Below are 20,428 nucleotides of genomic sequence, written 5' to 3'. Positions count from 1 at the left end.
ACGACCCTACCCAGCCGCCGATCGGGGCCGGCTCAGCGCGCGGGGATGATCGCCTGGTGGGTGCCGCCGAGGCCGTGCGGGCTGAGCAGCCGGCCCATCCGCTTCGGCATCCGCACCGTGATCGCGCGGTCGAGCACCCGCGCGCCGGGTGCGACGGCCGCCAGCCGCGTCTCGTAGCCCGTGCAGCCGGCCGGTTCCCGCAGCCACGCCGACACCACGAGGTTGCCCTCCCCCACGACCGCGGCCGCAAGGCGGGTCTCGGGCAGGTGCGCGATCGCCGTGCCCGCGCGGTCCAGGTCCCCGGCGGCGACGTCGAGGCGGTAGCCCGCGATCACCGGCCAGCCCGCGGGGACGTGTGCGAGGTCGCAGCGGAAGTCCAGCTCGTGGTTGCGCAGCATCCGCGCGAGCGTGCGCCGCACCGCCGACTCGCTCATCCGGCAGTCTCGGGCCAGTTCGGCGTAGCTGCGCCGGCCGTCCTCGCCGAGGGACTCGACCAGGGCGCGCAGGTCCCGGTCGTTCCACTGCTGCGGGACGACCAGCCGGGCCTGCACGGCCGTCTCGTCCAGCACCGCGCGCTGCTCGGGGGCCAGCGCGTTCACCAGCCAGCCACTGCCCTCGCGGTAGACGCGCGTCGCGACGGCGAACCGGACCTCGCGCACCCCCGGCAGGGCGCCGAGCCGGCCGGTGACCAGCCCGTCCAGGGCGTCGAGGTCACGGGCGGCCAGGCTCAGGAACAGCGAGAACCGGCTGGTCGTGCGCTCGACGCTGAACACCGACGGCCAGCCGCACAGCTCCCGCGTCAGGTCGGCCAGTGCGTCCGGGCGGCACGCGAGGTCGACGTAGCCGACCGTGGTCGTCGGGGCCGTGGCGTACGCGGTGAGCCAGGCCAGCCCGGCGGCCTGCAGCCGGTCCCAGCGGCGGGCGGCCGTGGTCGCGTCGGTGCCGACGGCGGCGGCGATCCGCGTCCACGGCGCCCGGGGATCGCGCTGCAGTGCCTCGACCAGCGCGAGGTCCGAGCCGCTCAGCCGCGCCGGTTCCGGCTGCGCGGGGCAAGGTTCGGGCATGGCGCATTGTGCCCCGATCATGATCACCTGCCAAGGGGCCGCCGGACGCGCCGGCGGCCCCCGTCGTCCTACTGCCGGCGCAGCCGTGGCGCCACGACCGCCCCCGCGACCAGCACGAGCGCGCCGCCGAGCACGAACGGCAGCACCGGGACGCCGTCCGAGCCGGCGGCCGGGACCGCCCGCTCGCGGCCGCCGTAGCCGCCGCCCGCGCCGTCGCGGTCGTAGGCCGAGCCCGGCAGCTTGTCCGCGTACCGCTGGTGCAGCGCCGCGCGGTAGTCCGCCAGCGTCAGCGTCGTGCCCGCGGCCAGGCCGGTGACCGAGCCGTCCAGCACCGTGACGGCGTCGCCGTGCACCGCGTACCAGGCGTTGACCTGCGGCTCGTGCAGGAGGTAGCCGCCGGCCGCGGCCTGGGCGTACTTCTGCTCGTAGTCGCCGGACGCGACGTTGACGACGGTCCAGGCCGGGCCCTGGCGCTCGGCCCAGACCGTGGCGGTGGTGCCGTCGCCGGTGCGCGCCGGCACCGCGATGTAGGCGAGCGCGGCCGGGACGTCCGAGGCCCCGGCGACGAACGCGGCCGTCGGTTCGTAGACGGCGACCTGGGTGCGCGCGTCCGCGTTCGCCCGCGACGCCGCGGCCGCCGCGTGGGCGCCCGGGAACCGGGTCGTCGTCAGGCGGTCGAGGGTGGCCTGACCACCGGCGACCTGGCCGATCGCGGCGGTGTCGGCGGCGGTCGGGGTGCCGGCGGGCCCGGTCGCCGCGCCGGCGGCGCCGGCCGTGGTGAGCATCGCGGCGCCGGCCAGCACGGCCGCGCCCATCGCCTTCTTCAGCACGCTCATCCCTCGATCCCGTACAGCGTGTGGGTCCACTGGAACTGGTTGTTGGAGCGGTAGGTGTCGTAGTTCATCGAGTTGTAGCGGCTGTTGTCCGGCCACGGATCGCCGTATTCGACGCGGGTGGCGCCGCCGGAGTTGTCGTACCCGTACAGGACGTGCATGTGGCCGCCGCCCGAGCGCCAGCCGATGCGGGTGCCGATCGGCTGCCCCGCGTCGATCTGGTTCTTGATGGTGGTGAAGGAAAGCACCTGCCCGTTCGAGTTGTACGACCCGATGTTCGAGAAGCCGAGGTAGCGGAACACCCGCTGCTGGTCGGACAGGTAGCCCTGGTTGTCGGCGCAGTCGCTGCCCGATTCGTTGTGCGCGATCTGGCAGAACCGGGTTTGGGAAAGCGTGTGTCCCCAGTAGTCGGCGATCGTGTTTCCGCTGGCGTCCCAGCACCACTGGTCCTTCTGCTGGGCCTGCATGCTGATGCCGAGATCGGTCCGGGCGGCGGCCGCGGCGGCGGGTGCCTGCACCGCGACGACGAGGGCCGCGGCGGCCGAAACCGCGGCGAGTCCACGAAGGACTCCTGAAGTGGTTTTCACGAAGTGGTCCTCCAGTCGGTGACGATTCGACGTGGTGGCGAGAAATACTCCGCGCACGCCCGGTGTCCCGGTACCTACTAAGGGAGGATCACGTTGGGAGGGAACGGTTTCCGGCGGATCCCGGCATTTCCCGGGTGCCGGATTCCGGCATCGGCTCCGGCCCGCCGGACGGATTCCGGCGGGCCGGCGCCGGCGGGTCAGCCGATCGTCGTGGTGCCGAGGGTGGCGTCCTGGCCCGGCGGGTCGAGTGTGAGGTCGACGTCGAACTCGCCGAGACTGCTGTCGGTGGCGACGTGGGTGGTCGCCGCGGAGCCGACGCTGCTGGTCGCTTCGCCGGCCGGGGTGCCCGCCGGGACGGTGAAGTCGACCTGGCCCTGCGCGGTGAACTTCAGGCTGCCTTCGGCCGGGACGGGCGTCTCCGGGATCGGCAGCCCGACCGGGATCGCGACCGACTGGCCGCCGATCGCGACGTTCACCTCGGACTTGATCGTGCCCGAGACCTTCGTGGCGCCGACCAGGCGCAGGCCGTCCCCGGCCGCCTGCCCGGCGTCGACGTCCAGGCTGAACGGCACCGAAACCGGCGTGCCCGCGGTCGCGGTCGCCGGGATGTCGGCCTTCACGACGACGGTCACCTGCTGGTCGCCGATGAGCGGGAAGCCGCCTTTGTAGGTGAGCGTTTTCTCGGCCGCCGCGGCCGGTCCCGCGGAAACGACGGCCACCACGCCCGCCAGCAGCGCGGCGAGCCCGGTTCCGAGGAATCGCCTTTTCCGCACCAGGGTTTCCGTCATGTCGGTTCCTTTCGTCGTCGAACGGCGATTCGGATGCTAGGCGGAAAGTTCCCAACCGGCCAATACGCATTTCCGTGAGCCGGGAATTTGTCATGCGGCTCGCCGTGACGCGCTTTGTTTTTTGTCACGCGGTGGTTCGCGCGTGACAGTTTCCGGCGTTCCGGCACTCACTCGCGTCAGCACCACGAGAGCGCGGGTGTAGGGCCCGCGTAGCGCCACGCTCGCCGCCGCCCGGACCTCGTCGCAGGCGATCGCGTGGTCTCCCGGCTGGGCCGGACAGCGCACGACGAAAGTCGCGTTTTGGATCAACCGACTATCGGCGGGTTTCGGAGATTCACCCACAGCGGTGACGGTAGGTGCGTACTTCACCACACGTCACCGCGCGGCTCCGGTCCGCGGATGGAGGTTGATCCCAAAGTGCGTATCGCGCGAACCGGCGTCCTCGTCTCGGGCGTTTTGTTCTCGGCCCTCGCGGCCGCGGCACCGTCGCTGGCCGCCCAGCCGGCCATCATCGACGGCAGCACCGCGGACTCGCTCCACTCGGCCGCCCGGATGTTCGCGGGTGGTCAGGAAATCTGCTCGGCGACGATCATCGCGCCGGACTGGATCCTCACCGCGCGCCACTGCACGCAGGGCGCGGACGGCAAGCCGATCAGCTTCCACGTCGGAGACCTGGACCAGACCAAGGGCACCACGGTCAACGCCACGTCCGTGCACGAGTCGCCGGACGCCGACATCTCGCTGGTGCAGATCGACCAGCAGGTCCAGACCGACTACGCACCCCTGGGCAGCGAGGGCGACGTCAAGGTCGGCGACCAGGCCGAGGTCTACGGCTGGGGGGCGACCTGCACCGACAAGCCGGAGATCGAGTGCCAGTCGCAGCTGCTCAAGGTGGCCAAGGTCAGCGTCACCTCGATCGACTGCCCGGACGGCGCGGCCGGCACCTCGGTGTGCGCGAACCGCGGCGACGGCATCACCGCGGGCGGCGACTCGGGCGGCCCGATGTACGCGAACGGCAAGCAGGTCGGCGTCGCCTCCACCAGCGACCGCCAGTCCTACACCGCCTACATCAACATCACGAAGTACCGCGACTGGATCTCCTCCACCGCGGGTGTCTGAGCCACCACCCCGGGAGCGCCCGTCGCGTCCACTGTGGACGTGGCGGGCGCTCTCGCGTGGCCGCCGCCCCGGCGGCCGGATAGCATCCTGAACTCGTGGGTGAAGTCTGGGAAGCACTGGCCCTGGCCGGGTCGATGACCTGGGAGATCCTCTGGGCGCTGATCCTCGGGTTCCTGCTGAGCGCCGTCGTGCAGGCGGTCGTGCGGAAGTCGACGATCGTGCGGCTGCTGGGCGACGACCGGCCGCGCACCCTCGCCGTGGCGTCGCTGCTGGGCGCCGCGTCGTCGTCCTGTTCGTACGCCGCGGTCGCGCTGGCGCGGTCGCTGTTCCGGCGGGGCGCGCACTTCACCGCCGCGATGGCGTTCGAGATCGGCTCGACGAACCTGGTCGTCGAGCTGGGGATCATCCTGGCGCTGCTGATGGGCTGGCAGTTCACCGCGGCCGAGTTCGTCGGCGGGCCGATCATGATCGTGCTGCTCGCGGTGCTGTTCCGGATCTTCGTCCGGCGGCGCTTGCTGGAGAAGGCCCGTGAACAGGCCGACAAGGGTGTCGCGGGCTCGATGGAGGGCCACGCGGCGATGGACATGTCCGTCCAGGGCCCGGGGACGTTCACGCGGCGGCTGTTCTCCGCCGACGGCTTCACCGCGGTGGCGCACGTGTTCGTCATGGAGTGGGCAGCGATCCTGCGTGACCTGGTGATCGGGCTGCTGATCGCGGGCGCGGTCGGCGCGTGGGTGCCACGGGAGTGGTGGCAGGCGCTGTTCTTCACCGGCCACCCGGTGGCGTCGGCGGTCTGGGGTCCGCTCATCGGCCCGGTCGTCGCGATCCTCGCGTTCGTCTGCTCGATCGGGAACGTGCCGCTGGCGGCGGTCCTGTGGAACGGTGGCATCAGCTTCGGCGGTGTGGTCGCGTTCCTCTTCGCGGACCTGCTGATCCTCCCGATCCTGAACATCTACCGGAAGTACTACGGCGCCCGCATGACCCTGGTACTGCTCGGCACGTTCTACGCGGCGATGGTGGGCGCGGGGTACGTCGTCGAGCTGCTGTTCGGCGCGACGGGCCTGATCCCGGCCACGCGGTCGGCGACGGTCATGCACGAGGGCATCTCGTGGAACTACACGACGTGGCTCGACATCGCGTTCCTGCTGCTGGCGGCGGCACTGGTGACGCGGTTCTTCCGCACCGGCGGCGCCGGGATGCTCCGGATGATGGGCGGCTCCCCCGATCAGCACTGACCAGTCGTTACAACGACACGCTTTCCGGCGACTCTCTTCGGTACGCAGCTTGATCGTGGTGGAGGGCTCGGACTGTGGCCAAACGAGCAGCGTTGGTGATCTCGGCCGGGCAGTTCGACGATCCCGCCCTTAGGTCGTTTTCGACCGGCCCTGACTCAAAGGTCTTGTCGGGCCTCCTTGCGGACCCGGACATCGGCGCCTACGAGGTACGGCGCCTGGAGGACCCGACCGCTCAGGAGATGCAGATCGAGATCCACGAGTTCTTCGCGTCGGCGAGGCGGGACGAACTTCGGACGCTCTACCTGAGCAGCCACGGGTTCAAGGACGCCCGGGGCCGGCTGTACTTCGCGGCGAAGGACACCCGGCACGACCTGCTTGCCGTCACCGGCGTCTCCGCGGCGTTCGTTGCCGAGACCATCACCGACAGCGCGTGCCGCAGCATCGTCATCGTCCTCGACTGCAGTTACTCGGGCTCCTTCCACAGCGAAATCGGGAACTTGCGCGGCTCGTCGTCCGTCATCGATCCGGAGATCGGCGGGACGGGTTGGATCGTGATCAGCTCCGCGAGCGGAGTCGAATACGCCTTCGAGGTGGCCGAACCGACTTCGCCTCGGTCCGGATCGGTGTTCACCGACGCGCTGATCGACGGTCTGCGTACCGGCGCCGCCGACCTCGGCGGCGACGGCGTGATCGACCCCGAAGAACTGTTCGACTTCCTCTACCGCAGAGTCGTCGCGGCCGGCGAGGCCACCGGGTTCCGCCAGACACCGAGCAAGGTCGCCGCCCTGACGGGCAAACTCGTCTTCGCCCACGCACCGAAGGTCGGACTCAGCCCGACGGTGACCTCGAAGGTGGGGGTCGAGGACACCGTAGCGGCGACGATCGAGGCAACTGCCTCCGACGAACGACCCGTCAGAACGCCGGAGACCAAGGTCGATTGGGCCACGGACGCACCCGCACGCGAAGACCACCTCAACCGCGGGCCGCTCGCCGACGTGCTGGCGAGCCAGCTGCGGGAAGTGCGCCGCAAGGATCCGTCGACCTCGTTCTTGGTCCACCTCGACGGACCGTGGGGCGCCGGCAAGAGCACCCTGCTCAACCTCCTCGAAGAACGCCTCGGCGCCGAGTTCACCATCGTGCATTTCGACGCCTGGCGGCAGTCGAGGCTCGGTCCACCGTGGTGGGCTCTGCTGAGCGCCACCCGCAAGGCGGTCGCCCGCGATCGCCCGTGGTTCTCCGCCGCCTGGCTCCGGGTGACCGAAACCACGGTCCGGGCGCGGCGGTCCGGCGCAGCCTTCATACTGGCGGTACTCCTGCTCGTCACCTTGATCGGCGTGTTGACCGTGGTCGTGCTGCCGCAGGTGCCCGGCAACGAGGCCATCGCGACCCTCGCCAAGGCTGTGACCGCCGTCGTCGCGGCCACAGGTGCCCTGTGGGCCGGCGCCCGGGTCGCCGCCAAGTTGCTGCTGTGGGACTCCGCACGCGGCGCCCGCCTGTTCGAGCAGTCCAACCCGAACCCGATGGACCAGGTCGCGTCGCATTTCGGCTGGCTTCTCCGCCGCTCTCGTGAACCCGTTCTCCTCTTTGTCGACGACCTCGACCGGTGCCCCGGAACCTATGTCGTGGACCTGCTCGACTCCGTGCAGACGCTCGTCCGCGACGCCCCGCACCGCGATGCCGATTCGCCGAACGGCGCGGCTGCCTACTTCGTCGTTGCCGCGGACGGCGCGTGGCTACGCCGCAGCTACGAAGACGCATTTCCCACTTTTCGCGACTGCGTCCCGACTTCCGGGTCTTCGCTCGGCCACCTCTTCCTCGACAAGCTCTTTCAGCTCACCGTGCCCGTGCCGGCACCGAGCTCACAGGCTCGGGCCACCTACCTCGATCAGCTTCTGCACGTCCCTGACACCGCCGACACCGAGCAAGTCCGACGCGAAGTCGAAATGGGCAAGGAGGCGATTTCCGAGGTCGACGACGAAGACGCCATCCTGCGGGTCGTCCGCACAGCCAGCGCGCCCGCGAAAGAAGAGCTCGCGGGCGAGGCCGCACTCGCACTGATCGCGCCCCATACGCGCGCCCGCACCGAACACGCGCTCAGCAAGTTCCTGCCGCTCCTGCAAGCCAATCCGCGCACCATCAAGAAGTTCCTCAACACCTACAACGTGTTGCGCTCGGTCCGCACGCTCGAGCAGAACACCGTGCCGGGCGACGTCCTGGCTCTGTGGACCATTCTTCGAGTCCGCTGGCCGTCCGTCGCCGACCACCTCGAAGCGGCGCCCGACACCGTGCGCGGCATCATCGAGCCGCTGTGGGCGTCGGAATGCTTCCCGCCAGACCTCCGCGATCTGGCGACGGATGCCGCACTGCGTGCCGTCGTGTTGCACGGTGAGGGCGGACCACTCACCGCCGCCGCGATCCGCCAGTGCACCGGCACGGACGTGACGTGACCGGCGGGTTTGCGTTCCCGACGAGAGTGAGTGTACAGTCACTCACATGACGAAGCGCGGTGCCACCCTCTCCACCTCCGACGCCCGGCGGGACGTCGTGGTCGACGCGGCCATCGCCGAGTTCGCCCGCGGCGGCTACCACAGCACGCCGATCAGCGCGGTGGCCACGAAGGCCGACATCTCCCCCGCCTACGTCTTCAAGTTGTTCCCCAGCAAGGTTTCCCTGTTCGTCGCCGCGCTCGACCGGTGCTTCGAGCTCGTGGCCCACGCGCTCTCCAACGGCGCCGCGCGGGCCGACGGCGAGGCCCCCGAGAAGATCCTCTACGAGATGGGCGGCGCCTACGCCGAGCTGATCGCCGACCGGAACCTGCTCATGCTGCAGGTGCACGCCCAGTCCGCGGCCGACACCCCCGAGATCGCCGACGCCGTGCGTCGCGGCCTCGAGAAGGTCACCGAGCTCGCCCGGTCCCGCTCCGGCGCGCCGGACGACCAGGTGCAGCGCTTCATCGCCTACGGCCAGCTCTGCCACCTCATCGCCACCCTCGACCTCGACGACCACGCCGGCGACTGGGCGGCCGTGCTGTCGGCCGGCATCCGCCACCCCGGCAAGAACTGAGCCCCACCCGAAGTCCGTTTTTTCACGCCCGATGAGTGATTGACCAGTCACTCACAACTGGAAGGAACCGTCATGACCACCACCGAAATCGTCCTCCCCGGCCTCGTCGAGCCCGAGGGTCTGCGGGTCGAGCACCGCGAGATCCCGCGGCCCGGCGCCGGCGAGGCCCTGGTCCGCGTCGAGGCGAGCGGCGTCTCCTTCGCCGAGCAGCAGATGCGCCGCGGCAAGTACTACGACCAGCCGGCCTTCCCCTTCGTGCCCGGGTACGACGTGGTCGGCACGGTGCTCGAAGCCGAGGACCCCGCGCTCGTCGGGCGCCGCGTCGCCGCGATGACCAAGATCGGCGGCTGGACCAGCCACCTCGTCCTGCCCGCCGCCGACCTCGTCCCGGTCCCGGCCGGCCTGGACGCCGCCGAAGCCGAGACGTTCGTGGTCAACGGCATCACGGCGTGGCAGATGCTGCACCGGATCGCGAAGGTGGAGACCGGCGCGACGATCCTCGTCCACGGCGCGAGCGGCGGCGTCGGCACGACGCTCGTCCAGCTCGCCCGGGCCGCGGGCATCACCGTCATCGGCACCGCGTCGGCGCGCAACGAGAACGTCGTGACCGCGCTCGGCGCGACCCACGTCGACTACCGCGGCGACATCCCGGCGCAGGTCCGCGCGCTGGCGCCGCGGGGCGTCGACGCCGTGTTCGACCACGTCGGCGGGCCCGGCGTCGTCGAATCGTTCCGGCTGCTCGCCCCCGGCGGGACGCTGGTCGCCTACGGCAGCGCGGCCACGAAGGACGACCCGGGCAACTCGCGGCTGCCGGTGCTGAAGCTGTTCGCGCGGCTGCTGTGGTGGAACGTGCTGCCGAACCGCCGCCACGCGCACTTCTTCAACGTCTGGGGCGGCAAGCGGAACCTCACCCGCTTCCGCGCGAAGCTCGCCGAAGACCTGACGGCCGTCTTCGACCTCGCCGTCGCCGGCACCCTGCAGGCCCAGGTCGCCGCGCGCATCCCGCTCACCGAAGCCGCGAAGGCGTTGACCCTGGCCGAATCCGGCACGGTCACCGGCAAGGTCGTGCTCGTCCCCTGAACGCACCGAAGGCCACCACGGCGGACGTGGTGGCCTTCGGGTCCTGCGGATCAGTCCGTGCCGAACTCCATCGCGGCGCTGTCGAGCAGCTCGACGTCGTCGGTCTTGCCGCGCGAGGCGATCTGCTGGGCGCCGCCCTCGGGCATCGCGCCGATCAGGCCGGTCGACGCGGCCTGGGCGGCGCCGATCAGCTTCGGGTGCGTGTGCGAGGTGCCGCCGACCATGCCGAGGCTCGCGTACTGCTCGAGCTTGGCCCGCGAGTCGGCGATGTCGAGGTTCCGCATGGTCAGCTGGCCGATCCGGTCGACCGGGCCGAACGCCGAGTCCTCGGTCCGCTCCATCGACAGCTTGTCCGGGTGGTAGCTGAACGCCGGGCCGGTCGTGTCCAGGATGGAGTAGTCCTCGCCGCGGCGCAGCCGCAGCGTCACCTCGCCGGTGATCGCGGTGCCGACCCAGCGCTGCAGCGACTCGCGCAGCATCATGGCCTGCGGGTCGAGCCAGCGGCCTTCGTACATCAGCCGGCCGAGGCGGCGGCCCTCGTTGTGGTAGCTGGCGAGGGTGTCCTCGTTGTGAATGGCGTTGACGAGCCGCTCGTAGGCCGCGTGCAGCAGCGCCATGCCCGGCGCCTCGTAGATGCCGCGGCTCTTGGCCTCGATGATCCGGTTCTCGATCTGGTCGGACATGCCCAGCCCGTGCCGCCCGCCGATGGCGTTGGCCTCCAGCACCAGGTCGACGGCGGTGGCGAACTCCTTGCCGTTGATCGTCACCGGCCGGCCCTGCTCGAAGCCGATCGTGACGTCCTCGGTCGCGATCTCGACCTCGGGGTCCCAGAACGCCACGCCCATGATCGGCTTGACGATCTCGATCCCGGTGTCCAGGTGCTCCAGGGACTTCGCCTCGTGCGTGGCGCCCCAGATGTTGGCGTCGGTCGAGTAGGCCTTTTCGGTGCTGTCGCGGTACGGGAGGTCGTGGGCCAGCAGCCACTCCGACATCTCCTTGCGGCCACCGAGCTCGGTGACGAAGTCCGCGTCGAGCCACGGCTTGTAGACGCGCAGGGAGGGGTTGGCCAGCAGGCCGTAGCGGTAGAACCGCTCGATGTCGTTGCCCTTGTAGGTGGAGCCGTCGCCCCAGATCTGGACGTCGTCCTCGAGCATCGCGCGCACCAGCAGCGTGCCGGTGACCGCGCGGCCGAGCGGGGTGGTGTTGAAGTAGTTGCGGCCGCCGGTGCGGATGTGGAACGCGCCGCAGGTCAGCGCCGCGAGCCCCTCCTCGACGAGGGCTTCCTTGCAGTCGACCAGGCGGGCGATCTCGGCGCCGTACTGCCCGGCCCGGCCGGGCACCGACTCGATGTCGGGCTCGTCGTACTGGCCGATGTCGGCGGTGTAGGTGCAGGGGACCGCGCCTTTGTCGCGCATCCACGCGACCGCTACGGAAGTGTCGAGGCCACCGGAGAAGGCGATACCGACACGCTCGCCGACGGGCAGGGAAGTGAGCACCTTGGACATGCGAATGATTATGCACGGCCATGCATCGTCGTGCAATCCGGGGTGCCCGGCGTCACGGAAACCCCGTTGACGTGCGTGGTTCGGTGATCACATGGGCCGGATGCACGCCGACGAGCACGCCATCGACACCGCCCTGGTCCGGCGGCTGGTGCGCGGGCAGTTCCCCCGCTGGGCGGAGCTGCCGGTCACTCCCCTGGCCTCCGGCGGCACGGTCAACGCGGTGTACCGCCTGGGCGACGCACTGACCGTGCGGCTGCCGCTCACCCCGGGCGGCACCGCCGACATCGAGCGAGAACGCCGGGTCCTCGGCACCCTGGGTGACCTGCCGGTGGCGGTCCCGGCCGTCGTCGCGGTCGGCGAGCCGGCCGAGGGGTACCCCTGGCCGTGGGCCGTGCACGGCTGGCTCGACGGCTCACCGGCGCTCGAAGGGCGCGCGGCCCGCGGCTTGGCGGAGTTCGTCCTGGCGGTCCGGGCGAACCGGGCAGCGGGTCCGCCGGCCCGTCGCGGACGACCGCTGTCCACAGTGGATTCGGCCACCCGGGAGGCGATCGCCGAGCTGAGCCGCACCGGCGAGCCGTTCGACCCGGCGGCCGCGCTGGCGGTGTGGGTGGAAGCACTCGACGCTCCCCCGTGGACCGGGCCGCCGCACTGGGTGCACGGGGACCTGATGCCGAGCAACCTGCTGCTGCGCGACGGCCGGCTGACCGGCGTCCTCGACTGGGCGACCGCGGGCCTCGGAGACCCGGCGATCGACCTGATCCCCGCGTGGAACCTGCTGACCGCGGACACCCGGGACGCCTTCCGCGACGCCGTGGCTCCCGACGACGCCACCTGGGCGCGCGGCCGCGGCCGGGCGTTGTCGATGGCCGTGATCCAGCTCCCGTACTACCGCCACACCAACCCGGTCATCTCGGCCAACGCCCGGTACGTGCTCACGGAGCTGGGCTGCCGCCCCGCCCCGTGAGCACGCCGGATCAGCCCGGCAGGAGCGCCGGCGCCGCGAGGCGGGTGGCGTTCGCCGCCGCGTCGTCCGGGGCTTCCTGTGCCGAGCGCTCCGCCTCGACGCGGGCCAGGTAGTTCGCCACCTCGCGGTCCGTGCGGTGCGCATCCCAGCCCAGCAGCGGTGCCATCAGCGAAGCGACGACCGGGGCCGCCGCGACGCCGCGGTCGCGTTCCTCGATCGAGATCCGCGTCCGCCGGGTCAGGACGTCCTCCAGGTGCAACGCGCCTTCGTGCGAAACCGCGTACACGGCTTCCACGCGAAGGTATTCGGAGGTCTCCGTGATCGGCGAAGCCAGCGACGGGTCTTCTTCCATCAGCGAGACGAGGTTCCAGATCCGCGTCCCGTACCGCTGCAGCAGGTGCTCGACGCGGGTCAGCGACAGTCCCGTCTTCGACGCGACCGAGTACCGGTCTTCCCACAGCTCGTGGTACCCCTCGGCGCCGACGATCGGCAGCCGGTCGGTCCACGACGGCGGGGCCGGGCGGCCGACCTCCTCGACCACGACGTCGACGGTGTCCGCGGCCATCACCCGGTACGTCGTGTACTTGCCGCCGGCCACGATCACCAGGCCCGGCACCGGGTGCGCCACGGCGTGCTCCCGCGACAGCTTCGTCGTCGCGGCCGCCTTCGCCGCCAGCAACGGCCGAAGCCCGGCGTAGACGCCCTCGATGTCGTCGTGCGTCACGGGGGTGCGCAGGACGGCGTTGAGGTGGTCCAGCACGTAGTCGACGTCCGCGCGGCTCGCCGCCGGGTGCTCGCGGTCGAGGTCCCACTCGGTGTCCGTCGTGCCGACGATCCAGTGGCGGCCCCACGGGATCACGAACAGCACGCTCTTCTCGGTGCGCAGGATCAGCCCGGTGTCGAGGTCGATCTTCTCCCGCGGCACCACCAGGTGGATGCCCTTCGACGCGCGCACGGTGAACGGCGCGGGGATCCCGGCCGCCTCCGCCATGTCGTCGCTCCACACGCCGGTCGCGGCGACCACCGTGCGCGCCCGGATCTCGAACTCGACGCCGCTCTCGCGATCCACGACCTTCGCACCGACCACCCGCTCGCCGTCGCGAAGCAGCGACGTCACGCGGGCTCGCGTCAGCACCGAAGCACCCTGCTCGGCCGCCGTCCGCGCGATGGTCATCGTGTGGCGGGCGTCGTCGACCTGGGCGTCGTAGTACTGGATCGCGCCGATCAGCGCGTCGTCGGCCAGGCCCGGCGCGGCCTTGAACGCGCCGCGCTTCGACAGGTGCCGGTGCCTCGGCAGGGCCCGCGCGCCGCCGAGGGTGTCGTACAGCGTGACGCCGGCGCCGATGTAGCCGCGCTCCCACACCCGGTGCTGCAACGGGACCAGGAACTTCACCGGCCGCACCAGGTGCGGGGCCAGCTTCTGCAGCAGCAGGCCCCGCTCCTTCAGGGCTTCGCGCACCAGCTTGAAGTCCAGCTGCTCCAGGTAGCGCAGGCCGCCGTGGATCAGCTTCGACGACCGGCTGGACGTGCCGGCGGCGAAGTCGCGGGCCTCGACCAGCGCGGTCGAGAGCCCCCGTGACGCCGCGTCGAGCGCGACGCCGGCGCCGGTCACTCCCCCGCCGACGACCAGGACGTCGACCTCTTCACGAGCCAGCTTGCGCAGGGTCTCCGCGCGGTAAGCCGGGGATAGCGGTGTCACGGTGTTCCTCCTTGTGGTCACTGCACGTCGACCCAGTCGAGCGTGCGGCCGACGGCCTTCTGCCAGCCCGCGTAGCCCTCCGCGCGCTGCTCGTCCGTCCACGACGGCGCCCAGCGCTTGTCCTCGTTCCAGTTCTGTTCGAGCTCATCGGTCGAGCGCCAGAACCCGACGGCCAGCCCGGCCGCGTAGGCGGCGCCGAGCGCGGTGGTCTCGGCGACGACCGGCTTCGACACCGGCACGCCGAGGATGTCCGCCTGCAGCTGCATGCACAGTTCGTTGGCGGTGACGCCACCGTCCACACGCAGCACGTCGAGGGTCACGCCCGAGTCGTTCTGCATGGCCTCGACGACGTCGCGGGTCTGGTAGCAGATCGCCTCCAGGGTGGCCCGCGCGATGTGCGCGTTGGTCGTGGCGCGGGTGAGCCCGACGATCGCGCCGCGGGCGTCCGAGCGCCAGTACGGCGCGAACAGGCCCGAGAACGCCGGGACGAAGTAGACGCCGCCGTTGTCCTCGACCTGGCGGGCCAGGCTCTCGCTCTGCGCCGCGCCGCTGATGATGCCCAGCTGGTCGCGCAGCCACTGCACGGCCGAACCGGTGACGGCGATCGAGCCTTCCAGCGCGTAGACCGGCTTGTCGTCGCCGAACTGGTAGCACAGCGTCGTGAGCAGGCCGTGCTTCGAGCGGACCAGCTCGTGGCCGGTGTTGAGCAGCAGGAAGTTGCCGGTGCCGTAGGTGTTCTTGGCCTCGCCGGGCCGGAAGCACACCTGGCCGACGGTCGCGGCCTGCTGGTCGCCGAGGACGCCGGTGAGCGCGACCTCGCCGCCGAGCGGGCCGTCGGCGCGGGTGGTGCCGAAGAAGCCGGGGTTCGACGACGGCCGGATCGCCGGCAGCATCTGCTTCGGGACGTTGAAGAACGACAGGAGCTCGTCGTCCCATTCGAGGGTCTCGAGGTCCATCAGCATGGTGCGCGACGCGTTGGTCGGGTCGGTCACGTGGACGCCGCCGTCCGGGCCGCCGGTGAGGTTCCAGATCAGCCACGAGTCCGTCGTGCCGAAGAGGGCGTCGCCCTTCTCGGCGTCTTCGCGGACGCCGTCGACGTTTTCGAGGATCCACTGCAGCTTGCCGCCGGAGAAGTACGTCGCGGGCGGCAGGCCGGCCTTGCGGCGGATGACGTCGCCCTTGCCCTCGCGCTCCAGCGCCGAGGCGATCCGGTCGGTGCGGGTGTCCTGCCAGACGATCGCGTTGTAGTACGGGCGTCCGGTGCGGCGGTTCCACACGACGGTCGTCTCGCGCTGGTTGGTGATGCCGAGCGCGGCGAGGTCACTGTGGGTCAGGTTCGCCTTGTTGAGCGCGGTCGCGATGACCGAGCGGGTGCGCTCCCAGATCTCGGTGGCGTCGTGCTCGACCCAGCCGGGCTTGGGCAGGATCTGCTCGTGCTCGAGCTGGTGGCGGGCGATCTCGTTGCCGCCGTGGTCGAAGATCATGAAGCGGGTGCTGGTGGTGCCTTGGTCAACCGCGCCGACGTAGTCAGGCATGGGGGGTGCTCCTCACTCAGTTGGCGGGCTCGAGGTCCTTGGCGGGCATGGCGTCGAGCGGCTCACCCGCGGGCAGGTGGCGCTCGATGAGGAACTTGTAGATCCCGCCGCCGATGACCGCGCCGATGACGGGGGCCACGATCGGGATCCACCAGTAGGGGAAGCCGTATTGGTCGGACCAGGCCGTGTCGTAGCCGGTCAGCCAGGAGGCCAGGCGGGGGCCGAAGTCGCGGGCCGGGTTGATCGCGTAGCCGGCGTCGGTGCCCCAGGCCATGCCGATCGCGACGACCAGGAAGCCGACGACGACCGGCGCCAGGTTCGCGCCCGGCGAGGTGTTGCGGAGGTCGGTGATGGCGAAGATCACCAGGACGAGGATCGCGGTGCCGATGATCTGGTCGCGGAAGGCGCCCCAGTCACCCACCGGGAGCGTGCCGTTACCCGGGAGGGTCGAGAAGACACCCTGGGTCTTGATCGTGAGGCCGGGGTCCTTGGCGTGGAGCACCTCGGTGTAGTTCCAGCGCACGAGCAGCGCGGCGAGGAACGCGCCGGCGGTCTGGGCCAGGGCGTAGGGGGCGACCTTGCGCCATTCGAAGCCCTTGAACACGGCCAGCGCGACGGTCACGGCCGGGTTCAGGTGCGCGCCGCTGATCCGCGAAGCGACGTAGACACCGAGCGTGACGCCGAGTCCCCAGGCCCAGGCGATGCTGTCGTGGTCCCCGATGCCCGCGGCGGCGACCTGCGCCACCACCCCGCACCCGAACAGGATGAGGATCATCGTCCCCACGAACTCGGCGGCCATCTCGCCGGCGAGCCCGTGGGCCTTGAGGTTTCGCACCATTGCTTCCTCCACAAAGGACCGTTCTTCCCCCTGGTGAGTGAAAGTTAAGTTCGGGTTGCGGAGCGGTCAACGGACGCCGGTCGGCATTGTCGAACGGCCGATGTGGATGTTCGACATTGTCGAATCAGGGCCGGTCGGGTTAGGTTGGGGCCGTGCCCGGTCCGATCCAGTCCATCGAACGCGCCGCCGCGATCCTGCGGTTGCTGGCGCGCGGCACGGGCCGCCTGGGTGTCGGCGAGATCGCCGAATCCCTCGAGCTGGCCAAGGGCACCGCGCACGGGATCCTGCGCACGCTGCAGGGCGTCGGGTTCGTCGAGCAGGACCGCGACACCGGCAAGTACCAGCTCGGCGCCGCGCTGCTGCACCTGGGCACGAGCTACCTGGACGTCAACGAGCTGCGGTCGCGGGCCATCAACTGGGCGGACGCGCTGGCCGCGCGCAGTGGCGAGGCCGTCCGGATCGGGGCGCCGCTGGAGGGCCGGGTGCTGGTGGTGCACCACGTGTTCCGCCCGGACGACAGCCTGCAGTCCCTCGACGTCGGCACGCTCCTGCCGCTGCACGCGACCGCGCTCGGCAAAGTGCTGCTGGCCTACGACACGACTCTCGTGGCATCGTTGCGCACCGGCGAACCCGAGGCCTACACCCGCCGGACCCTGGTCACGCAGACGGCGATCAAGCGCGCCTGCGGCAAGGTGCGCGAGGCCGGCTGGGCCGTCGAGAACGGCGAGATGATCTCCGGCGAGGCCGGGATCGCCGCGCCGATCCGCGGCCACGGCGGCATCGTGGTCGGCGCGATCGGCGTGACGGGCGCGGTGGAGCGCGTCTGCGAGCCGGACGGCGGCCCGAGCCCCCGGCTGCTCGGCCACGTCCGCGACGCGGCGCGCGCGGTGTCCCGCGACCTGGGTGCGTCCCGATGGTGAAGGAGGTGCGCGTGCCCGACGACCGACCCCGCCGGTCCCCCGCCCCCGGCACGCCCGCCGCCGGGCGGGATCCCCGCCGCGCACTACCCGGCCATCCCGGGCACTCGGCTCGCGAGGAGGTGCAGGCGTGGTCCAGCGGTACGTGATGTCCATCGACCAGGGCACCACCTCCACCCGGTGCATCCTGTTCGACGCCCGCGGCCGGCTCGTCTCGGTCGTGCAGCGGGAGCACCAGCAGCACTTCCCGCGGCCCGGCTGGGTGGAGCACGACGCCGTCGAGATCTGGCGGAACCTGTCCCGGATCGTGCCGCAGGCCCTCGCCGACGCCGGCGCGACCGCGGACCAGGTCGTCGGGCTCGGGATCGCCAACCAGCGCGAGACGACCGTGCTGTGGGACCGGCACACCGGCAACCCGATCGGGCGCGCGATCGTCTGGCAGGACACCCGCACCGACTCGATGCTCGAACAACTGGCCCGCGAACCCGGCGCCGACCGCGTGCGGCAGCTCTGCGGCCTGCCGCTGGCGACGTACTTCTCCGCGCCGCGCGTCCGCTGGCTGCTCGAACGCACGCCCGGCCTGCGCGAACGCGCCGAGCGCGGCGACGTCCTGTTCGGCACCATCGAGTCCTGGCTCATCTGGAACCTCACCGGCGGGTCCGAAGGCGGCGTGCACGTCACCGACGTCACCAACGCCTCGCGCACCATGCTGATGAACCTGCGCACGCTGTCCTGGGACGACGAGCTGCTCGACTTCTTCGACGTCCCCCGCGCGATGCTGCCGGAGATCCGCTCGTCTACCGAGGTCTACGGGACGACGTCCCGCGTGGTCCCGGGCATCCGGATCGCGGCGGCGCTCGGCGACCAGCAGGCCGCGCTGTTCGGCCAGACGTGCTTCGCGCCCGGCGAGGCGAAGTGCACGTACGGCACCGGCAGCTTCCTGCTGCTCAACACCGGTTCGACACCCGTGCTGTCCACCCACGGCATGCTCACCACGGTCGGCTTCAAGATCGGCGACGAGCCCGCGGTGTACGCCCTGGAAGGCTCGATCGCCGTCACCGGGTCGCTGGTGCAGTGGTTCCGCGACGGCCTCGAGCTGATCGGCAGCGCGCCTGAGATCGAGACCCTCGCGCGGACGGTCGAGGACAACGGCGGCTGCTACATCGTGCCCGCGTTCTCCGGCCTGTTCGCGCCGCACTGGCACAGCGAAGCGCGCGGAGTGATCGCCGGCTTGACGTCGTACATCACCAAGGGCCACCTCGCGCGGGCCGTGCTGGAGGCGACCGGCTGGCAGACGCGCGAGGTCGTCGACGCGATGAACGCCGACTCCGGGCTCGCGCTCTCGTCCCTGAAGGTCGACGGCGGGATGACCGCCGACAACCTGCTGATGCAGTTCGTCGCGGACGTCCTCGACGTGCCGGTCGTCCGCCCGATGGTGGCCGAGACGGTGTCGCTCGGCGCGGCCTACGCGGCCGGGCTGTCCGTCGGGTACTGGCCGGACCTCGAAGGGCTGCGGCGCAACTGGCACCGCGCCGGGCAGTGGCTGCCCGCGATGGACCCGGCCCGCCGCGACTCCGAGTACGCGCACTGGCGCCAGGCGGTGGAGCTGACGTTCGGCTGGATGCGTCCCGGCCCGGCCGCGGTCGCGCCCGGCTCGGACCTGGTCGAGGTGCTGCTGGCCGACCACCGACGGTTCGAGCAGCTCTTCCGCGACCTGCGCAACACCGAGGCCGACCGCCCGGCGCTGGTCGCGGAGCTGGCGGCGCTGCTGGTCGCGCACGCGACGGCGACCGAGCGGATCGTCCGGCCCGCCGGCCCCGGCGCACCGTTCGCCGACGACCTCCTGGCCGTGCTGGAGGGCGACGACTTCGAGAAGGCGTTGCTGCGCTTGGAGAACGTCGTCGACGCGCACGTCCGCGGCGAGGAACGCGGCCTGCTCAACGAGCTGCGCCGCACGATGTCCACTTCGGACCGGACGGGCCTCGGCCGGGCGTTCGTGGCGGAGCGCCGCCGCCAGCTGGGCCTCGGCTGCGGCGAGGCCGCGCACGTCCGCGACCTCGGCGACCGGCTGACGCTCTAGGGATAGCCCGGGAAGGGCTGCGCGCCCAGGAAGACCGCGCCCGCGGCGTCGTACACGCCTTCGGTGAGGAACGCGTGCTGGGGCACCACCGCCGCGTCGCGCAGGTGACGTTGCACCGGATGGTCGCTCCCGATCGCCGCCGTCCCGCCGAGGCGGTACGCCGCCTCGACCACCTCGAAGCCGACGCGGGCCGCGTGCGCCGCCGCCAACCGGAGCAGGCTCGCCTGGGCCGGCTCCGGCGTGCCCGCCAGCGCCGCTTCCCAGGCTTCGTCGGTGGCCTCGTAGAAGAACGCCCGCACCGAACGGAGGTCCGCTTCGGCTTTCGCCAGGGCGATCCGGGCGTACGCGCGGTCGGCGAGCGCGGGCCCGCCGGTGAGCCCGGTGCGGCCGGCGGCGAAGCCGGTCACGTGGTTCAGCGCGGCGCGCGCGATGCCGAGGTTGACCACCGCGAGCACTTGGGCGGCGTAGGCGAGCGCCGGGTAGCGGTAGAGCGGCTCGTCGATCGTGGCCGCGCCGCCGCGGACGAACGTCCACTCCGCCGGGACGACGACGCCGTCCACGCGCAGGTCGTGGCTGCCGGTGCCGCGCATCCCGACCGCGTCCCAGGTGTCGACGACCTCGACGTCGGCGGCGGGCAGCACCGCGGTGCGCGGCCGGCCGGTTTCGCCGGCCCCGATGCCGACGCCGAGGTAGTCGGCGGCGAGGCAGCCGCTGGCCAGGCGCCACTGCCCGCGCACGCGGAAGCCGCCGGGCACCGCTTCGGCCGGCTGCACGGGGAAGAGCGCGCCGGCGAAGACGAGGTCGGGCCCGTCGGCGTAGAGCAGCGCCTGGGTTTCCGGTGGCAGGGCCGCGAGGTAGACCCCCGACGAGCCGAAGCTCGCGACCCAGCCCGCCGAACCGTCCACTTCGGACATCCGCTCGACCATGCGGAGGAACTCCGCGGGCGGTCGCGCGTCGCCGCCGAACCGCTTCGGGGTGGTCGCGCGGTAGAAGCCGGCAAGGCGGAACTTGCCGACGACGTCGGGCGGCACGTGCCGCCGCCGGGTGAACTCCCCGGCCCGGCTCGCCACCTCCGCCAGCGCCGCGTCGAACGCCGGCGAGGTCCCCCAGGTGCGCGCCAT

Annotated in this window: 17 protein-coding genes; 8 read left to right on the top strand and 9 right to left on the bottom strand. The window is 71.5% G+C overall.

All coding sequences use genetic code 11. The features are described from left to right. Positions 1 to 32: 32 nt before the first annotated feature. The 4 genes from ACYVLJ_RS16790 to ACYVLJ_RS16775 all read right to left on the bottom strand — a co-directional run bounded on the left by ACYVLJ_RS16790 (position 33) and on the right by ACYVLJ_RS16775 (position 3,272). Positions 33 to 1,064: an Lrp/AsnC family transcriptional regulator gene (locus ACYVLJ_RS16790; protein WP_451980538.1), complete on the bottom strand. Its 1,032-nt coding sequence runs from the start codon at positions 1,062 to 1,064 to the stop codon at positions 33 to 35. Between the two features lie 68 nt (positions 1,065 to 1,132). Continuing rightward, a complete protein-coding gene (locus tag ACYVLJ_RS16785; protein ID WP_460439271.1) occupies positions 1,133 to 1,900 on the bottom strand; it encodes a hypothetical protein in 768 nt (255 codons plus the stop codon). Further along, complete coding sequence (locus ACYVLJ_RS16780) at positions 1,897 to 2,484, bottom strand: papain-like cysteine protease family protein (protein ID WP_451980532.1); 588 nt, start codon at positions 2,482 to 2,484, stop codon at positions 1,897 to 1,899. Before ACYVLJ_RS16780 ends, ACYVLJ_RS16785 begins: the two co-directional genes overlap by 4 nt. A gap of 197 nt (positions 2,485 to 2,681) precedes the next feature. Next, positions 2,682 to 3,272, bottom strand: coding sequence for a DUF6801 domain-containing protein (locus ACYVLJ_RS16775; protein ID WP_460439270.1), 591 nt, complete (start codon positions 3,270 to 3,272; stop codon positions 2,682 to 2,684). A 417-nt stretch (positions 3,273 to 3,689) separates the two neighbouring features. Between ACYVLJ_RS16775 and ACYVLJ_RS16770 the strand changes: the two genes are divergently transcribed. The 5 genes from ACYVLJ_RS16770 to ACYVLJ_RS16750 all read left to right on the top strand — a co-directional run bounded on the left by ACYVLJ_RS16770 (position 3,690) and on the right by ACYVLJ_RS16750 (position 9,769). After that, positions 3,690 to 4,391, top strand: coding sequence for a S1 family peptidase (locus ACYVLJ_RS16770; protein WP_460439269.1), 702 nt, complete (start codon positions 3,690 to 3,692; stop codon positions 4,389 to 4,391). A gap of 95 nt (positions 4,392 to 4,486) precedes the next feature. After that, positions 4,487 to 5,626 (top strand): permease, encoded by a 1,140-nt coding sequence (locus tag ACYVLJ_RS16765; protein ID WP_460439268.1) that lies wholly within the window; start codon positions 4,487 to 4,489, stop codon positions 5,624 to 5,626. A gap of 92 nt (positions 5,627 to 5,718) precedes the next feature. Next, positions 5,719 to 8,073, top strand: coding sequence for a P-loop NTPase fold protein (locus tag ACYVLJ_RS16760; protein WP_460439267.1), 2,355 nt, complete (start codon positions 5,719 to 5,721; stop codon positions 8,071 to 8,073). Between the two features lie 46 nt (positions 8,074 to 8,119). Next, positions 8,120 to 8,689 carry a TetR/AcrR family transcriptional regulator gene (locus ACYVLJ_RS16755; protein ID WP_451980520.1) on the top strand — a complete coding sequence of 190 codons (570 nt, stop codon included), beginning with the start codon at positions 8,120 to 8,122 and terminating at the stop codon, positions 8,687 to 8,689. 72 nt (positions 8,690 to 8,761) lie between these two features. Beyond that, a complete protein-coding gene (locus tag ACYVLJ_RS16750) occupies positions 8,762 to 9,769 on the top strand; it encodes a medium chain dehydrogenase/reductase family protein (RefSeq protein WP_460439266.1) in 1,008 nt (335 codons plus the stop codon). A 50-nt stretch (positions 9,770 to 9,819) separates the two neighbouring features. Here ACYVLJ_RS16750 and argG read toward each other — a convergent pair whose 3' ends face one another. Then, on the bottom strand, positions 9,820 to 11,274 hold the full coding sequence (argG, locus tag ACYVLJ_RS16745) for an argininosuccinate synthase (protein ID WP_460439265.1): 1,455 nt from the start codon (positions 11,272 to 11,274) through the stop codon (positions 9,820 to 9,822). 91 nt (positions 11,275 to 11,365) lie between these two features. On the opposite strand from argG, the gene ACYVLJ_RS16740 reads away from it, so the two are divergent. Then, complete coding sequence (locus tag ACYVLJ_RS16740; RefSeq protein WP_460439264.1) at positions 11,366 to 12,238, top strand: aminoglycoside phosphotransferase family protein; 873 nt, start codon at positions 11,366 to 11,368, stop codon at positions 12,236 to 12,238. A gap of 10 nt (positions 12,239 to 12,248) precedes the next feature. On the opposite strand, the gene ACYVLJ_RS16735 is transcribed toward ACYVLJ_RS16740, so the two are convergent. Genes ACYVLJ_RS16735 through ACYVLJ_RS16725 form a run of 3 tightly spaced genes read right to left on the bottom strand, consistent with a single transcriptional unit; the run spans position 12,249 to position 16,310 of the window. Beyond that, positions 12,249 to 13,937: a glycerol-3-phosphate dehydrogenase/oxidase gene (locus tag ACYVLJ_RS16735; RefSeq protein WP_460439263.1), complete on the bottom strand. Its 1,689-nt coding sequence runs from the start codon at positions 13,935 to 13,937 to the stop codon at positions 12,249 to 12,251. Between the two features lie 17 nt (positions 13,938 to 13,954). After that, positions 13,955 to 15,472, bottom strand: coding sequence for a glycerol kinase (gene glpK, locus ACYVLJ_RS16730; protein ID WP_460439262.1), 1,518 nt, complete (start codon positions 15,470 to 15,472; stop codon positions 13,955 to 13,957). A gap of 16 nt (positions 15,473 to 15,488) precedes the next feature. Then, positions 15,489 to 16,310 (bottom strand): MIP/aquaporin family protein, encoded by an 822-nt coding sequence (locus tag ACYVLJ_RS16725; RefSeq protein ID WP_451980502.1) that lies wholly within the window; start codon positions 16,308 to 16,310, stop codon positions 15,489 to 15,491. Between the two features lie 152 nt (positions 16,311 to 16,462). Between ACYVLJ_RS16725 and ACYVLJ_RS16720 the strand changes: the two genes are divergently transcribed. Both ACYVLJ_RS16720 and glpK (ACYVLJ_RS16715) read left to right on the top strand, forming a co-directional pair. Continuing rightward, positions 16,463 to 17,230: an IclR family transcriptional regulator gene (locus tag ACYVLJ_RS16720; protein ID WP_451980499.1), complete on the top strand. Its 768-nt coding sequence runs from the start codon at positions 16,463 to 16,465 to the stop codon at positions 17,228 to 17,230. Positions 17,231 to 17,357: 127 nt separating this feature from the next. Next, positions 17,358 to 19,307 carry a glycerol kinase GlpK gene (glpK, locus tag ACYVLJ_RS16715; RefSeq protein ID WP_451980496.1) on the top strand — a complete coding sequence of 650 codons (1,950 nt, stop codon included), beginning with the start codon at positions 17,358 to 17,360 and terminating at the stop codon, positions 19,305 to 19,307. Here glpK (ACYVLJ_RS16715) and ACYVLJ_RS16710 read toward each other — a convergent pair. Beyond that, on the bottom strand, positions 19,304 to 20,428 hold the full coding sequence (locus ACYVLJ_RS16710) for an acyl-CoA dehydrogenase family protein (RefSeq protein WP_460439261.1): 1,125 nt from the start codon (positions 20,426 to 20,428) through the stop codon (positions 19,304 to 19,306). The two genes, glpK (ACYVLJ_RS16715) and ACYVLJ_RS16710, sit on opposite strands and share 4 nt — an antisense overlap.

The sequence above is a fragment of the Amycolatopsis stemonae genome (assembly GCF_054781455.1).
This window is presented reverse-complemented; position numbering and strand designations above follow the sequence as displayed.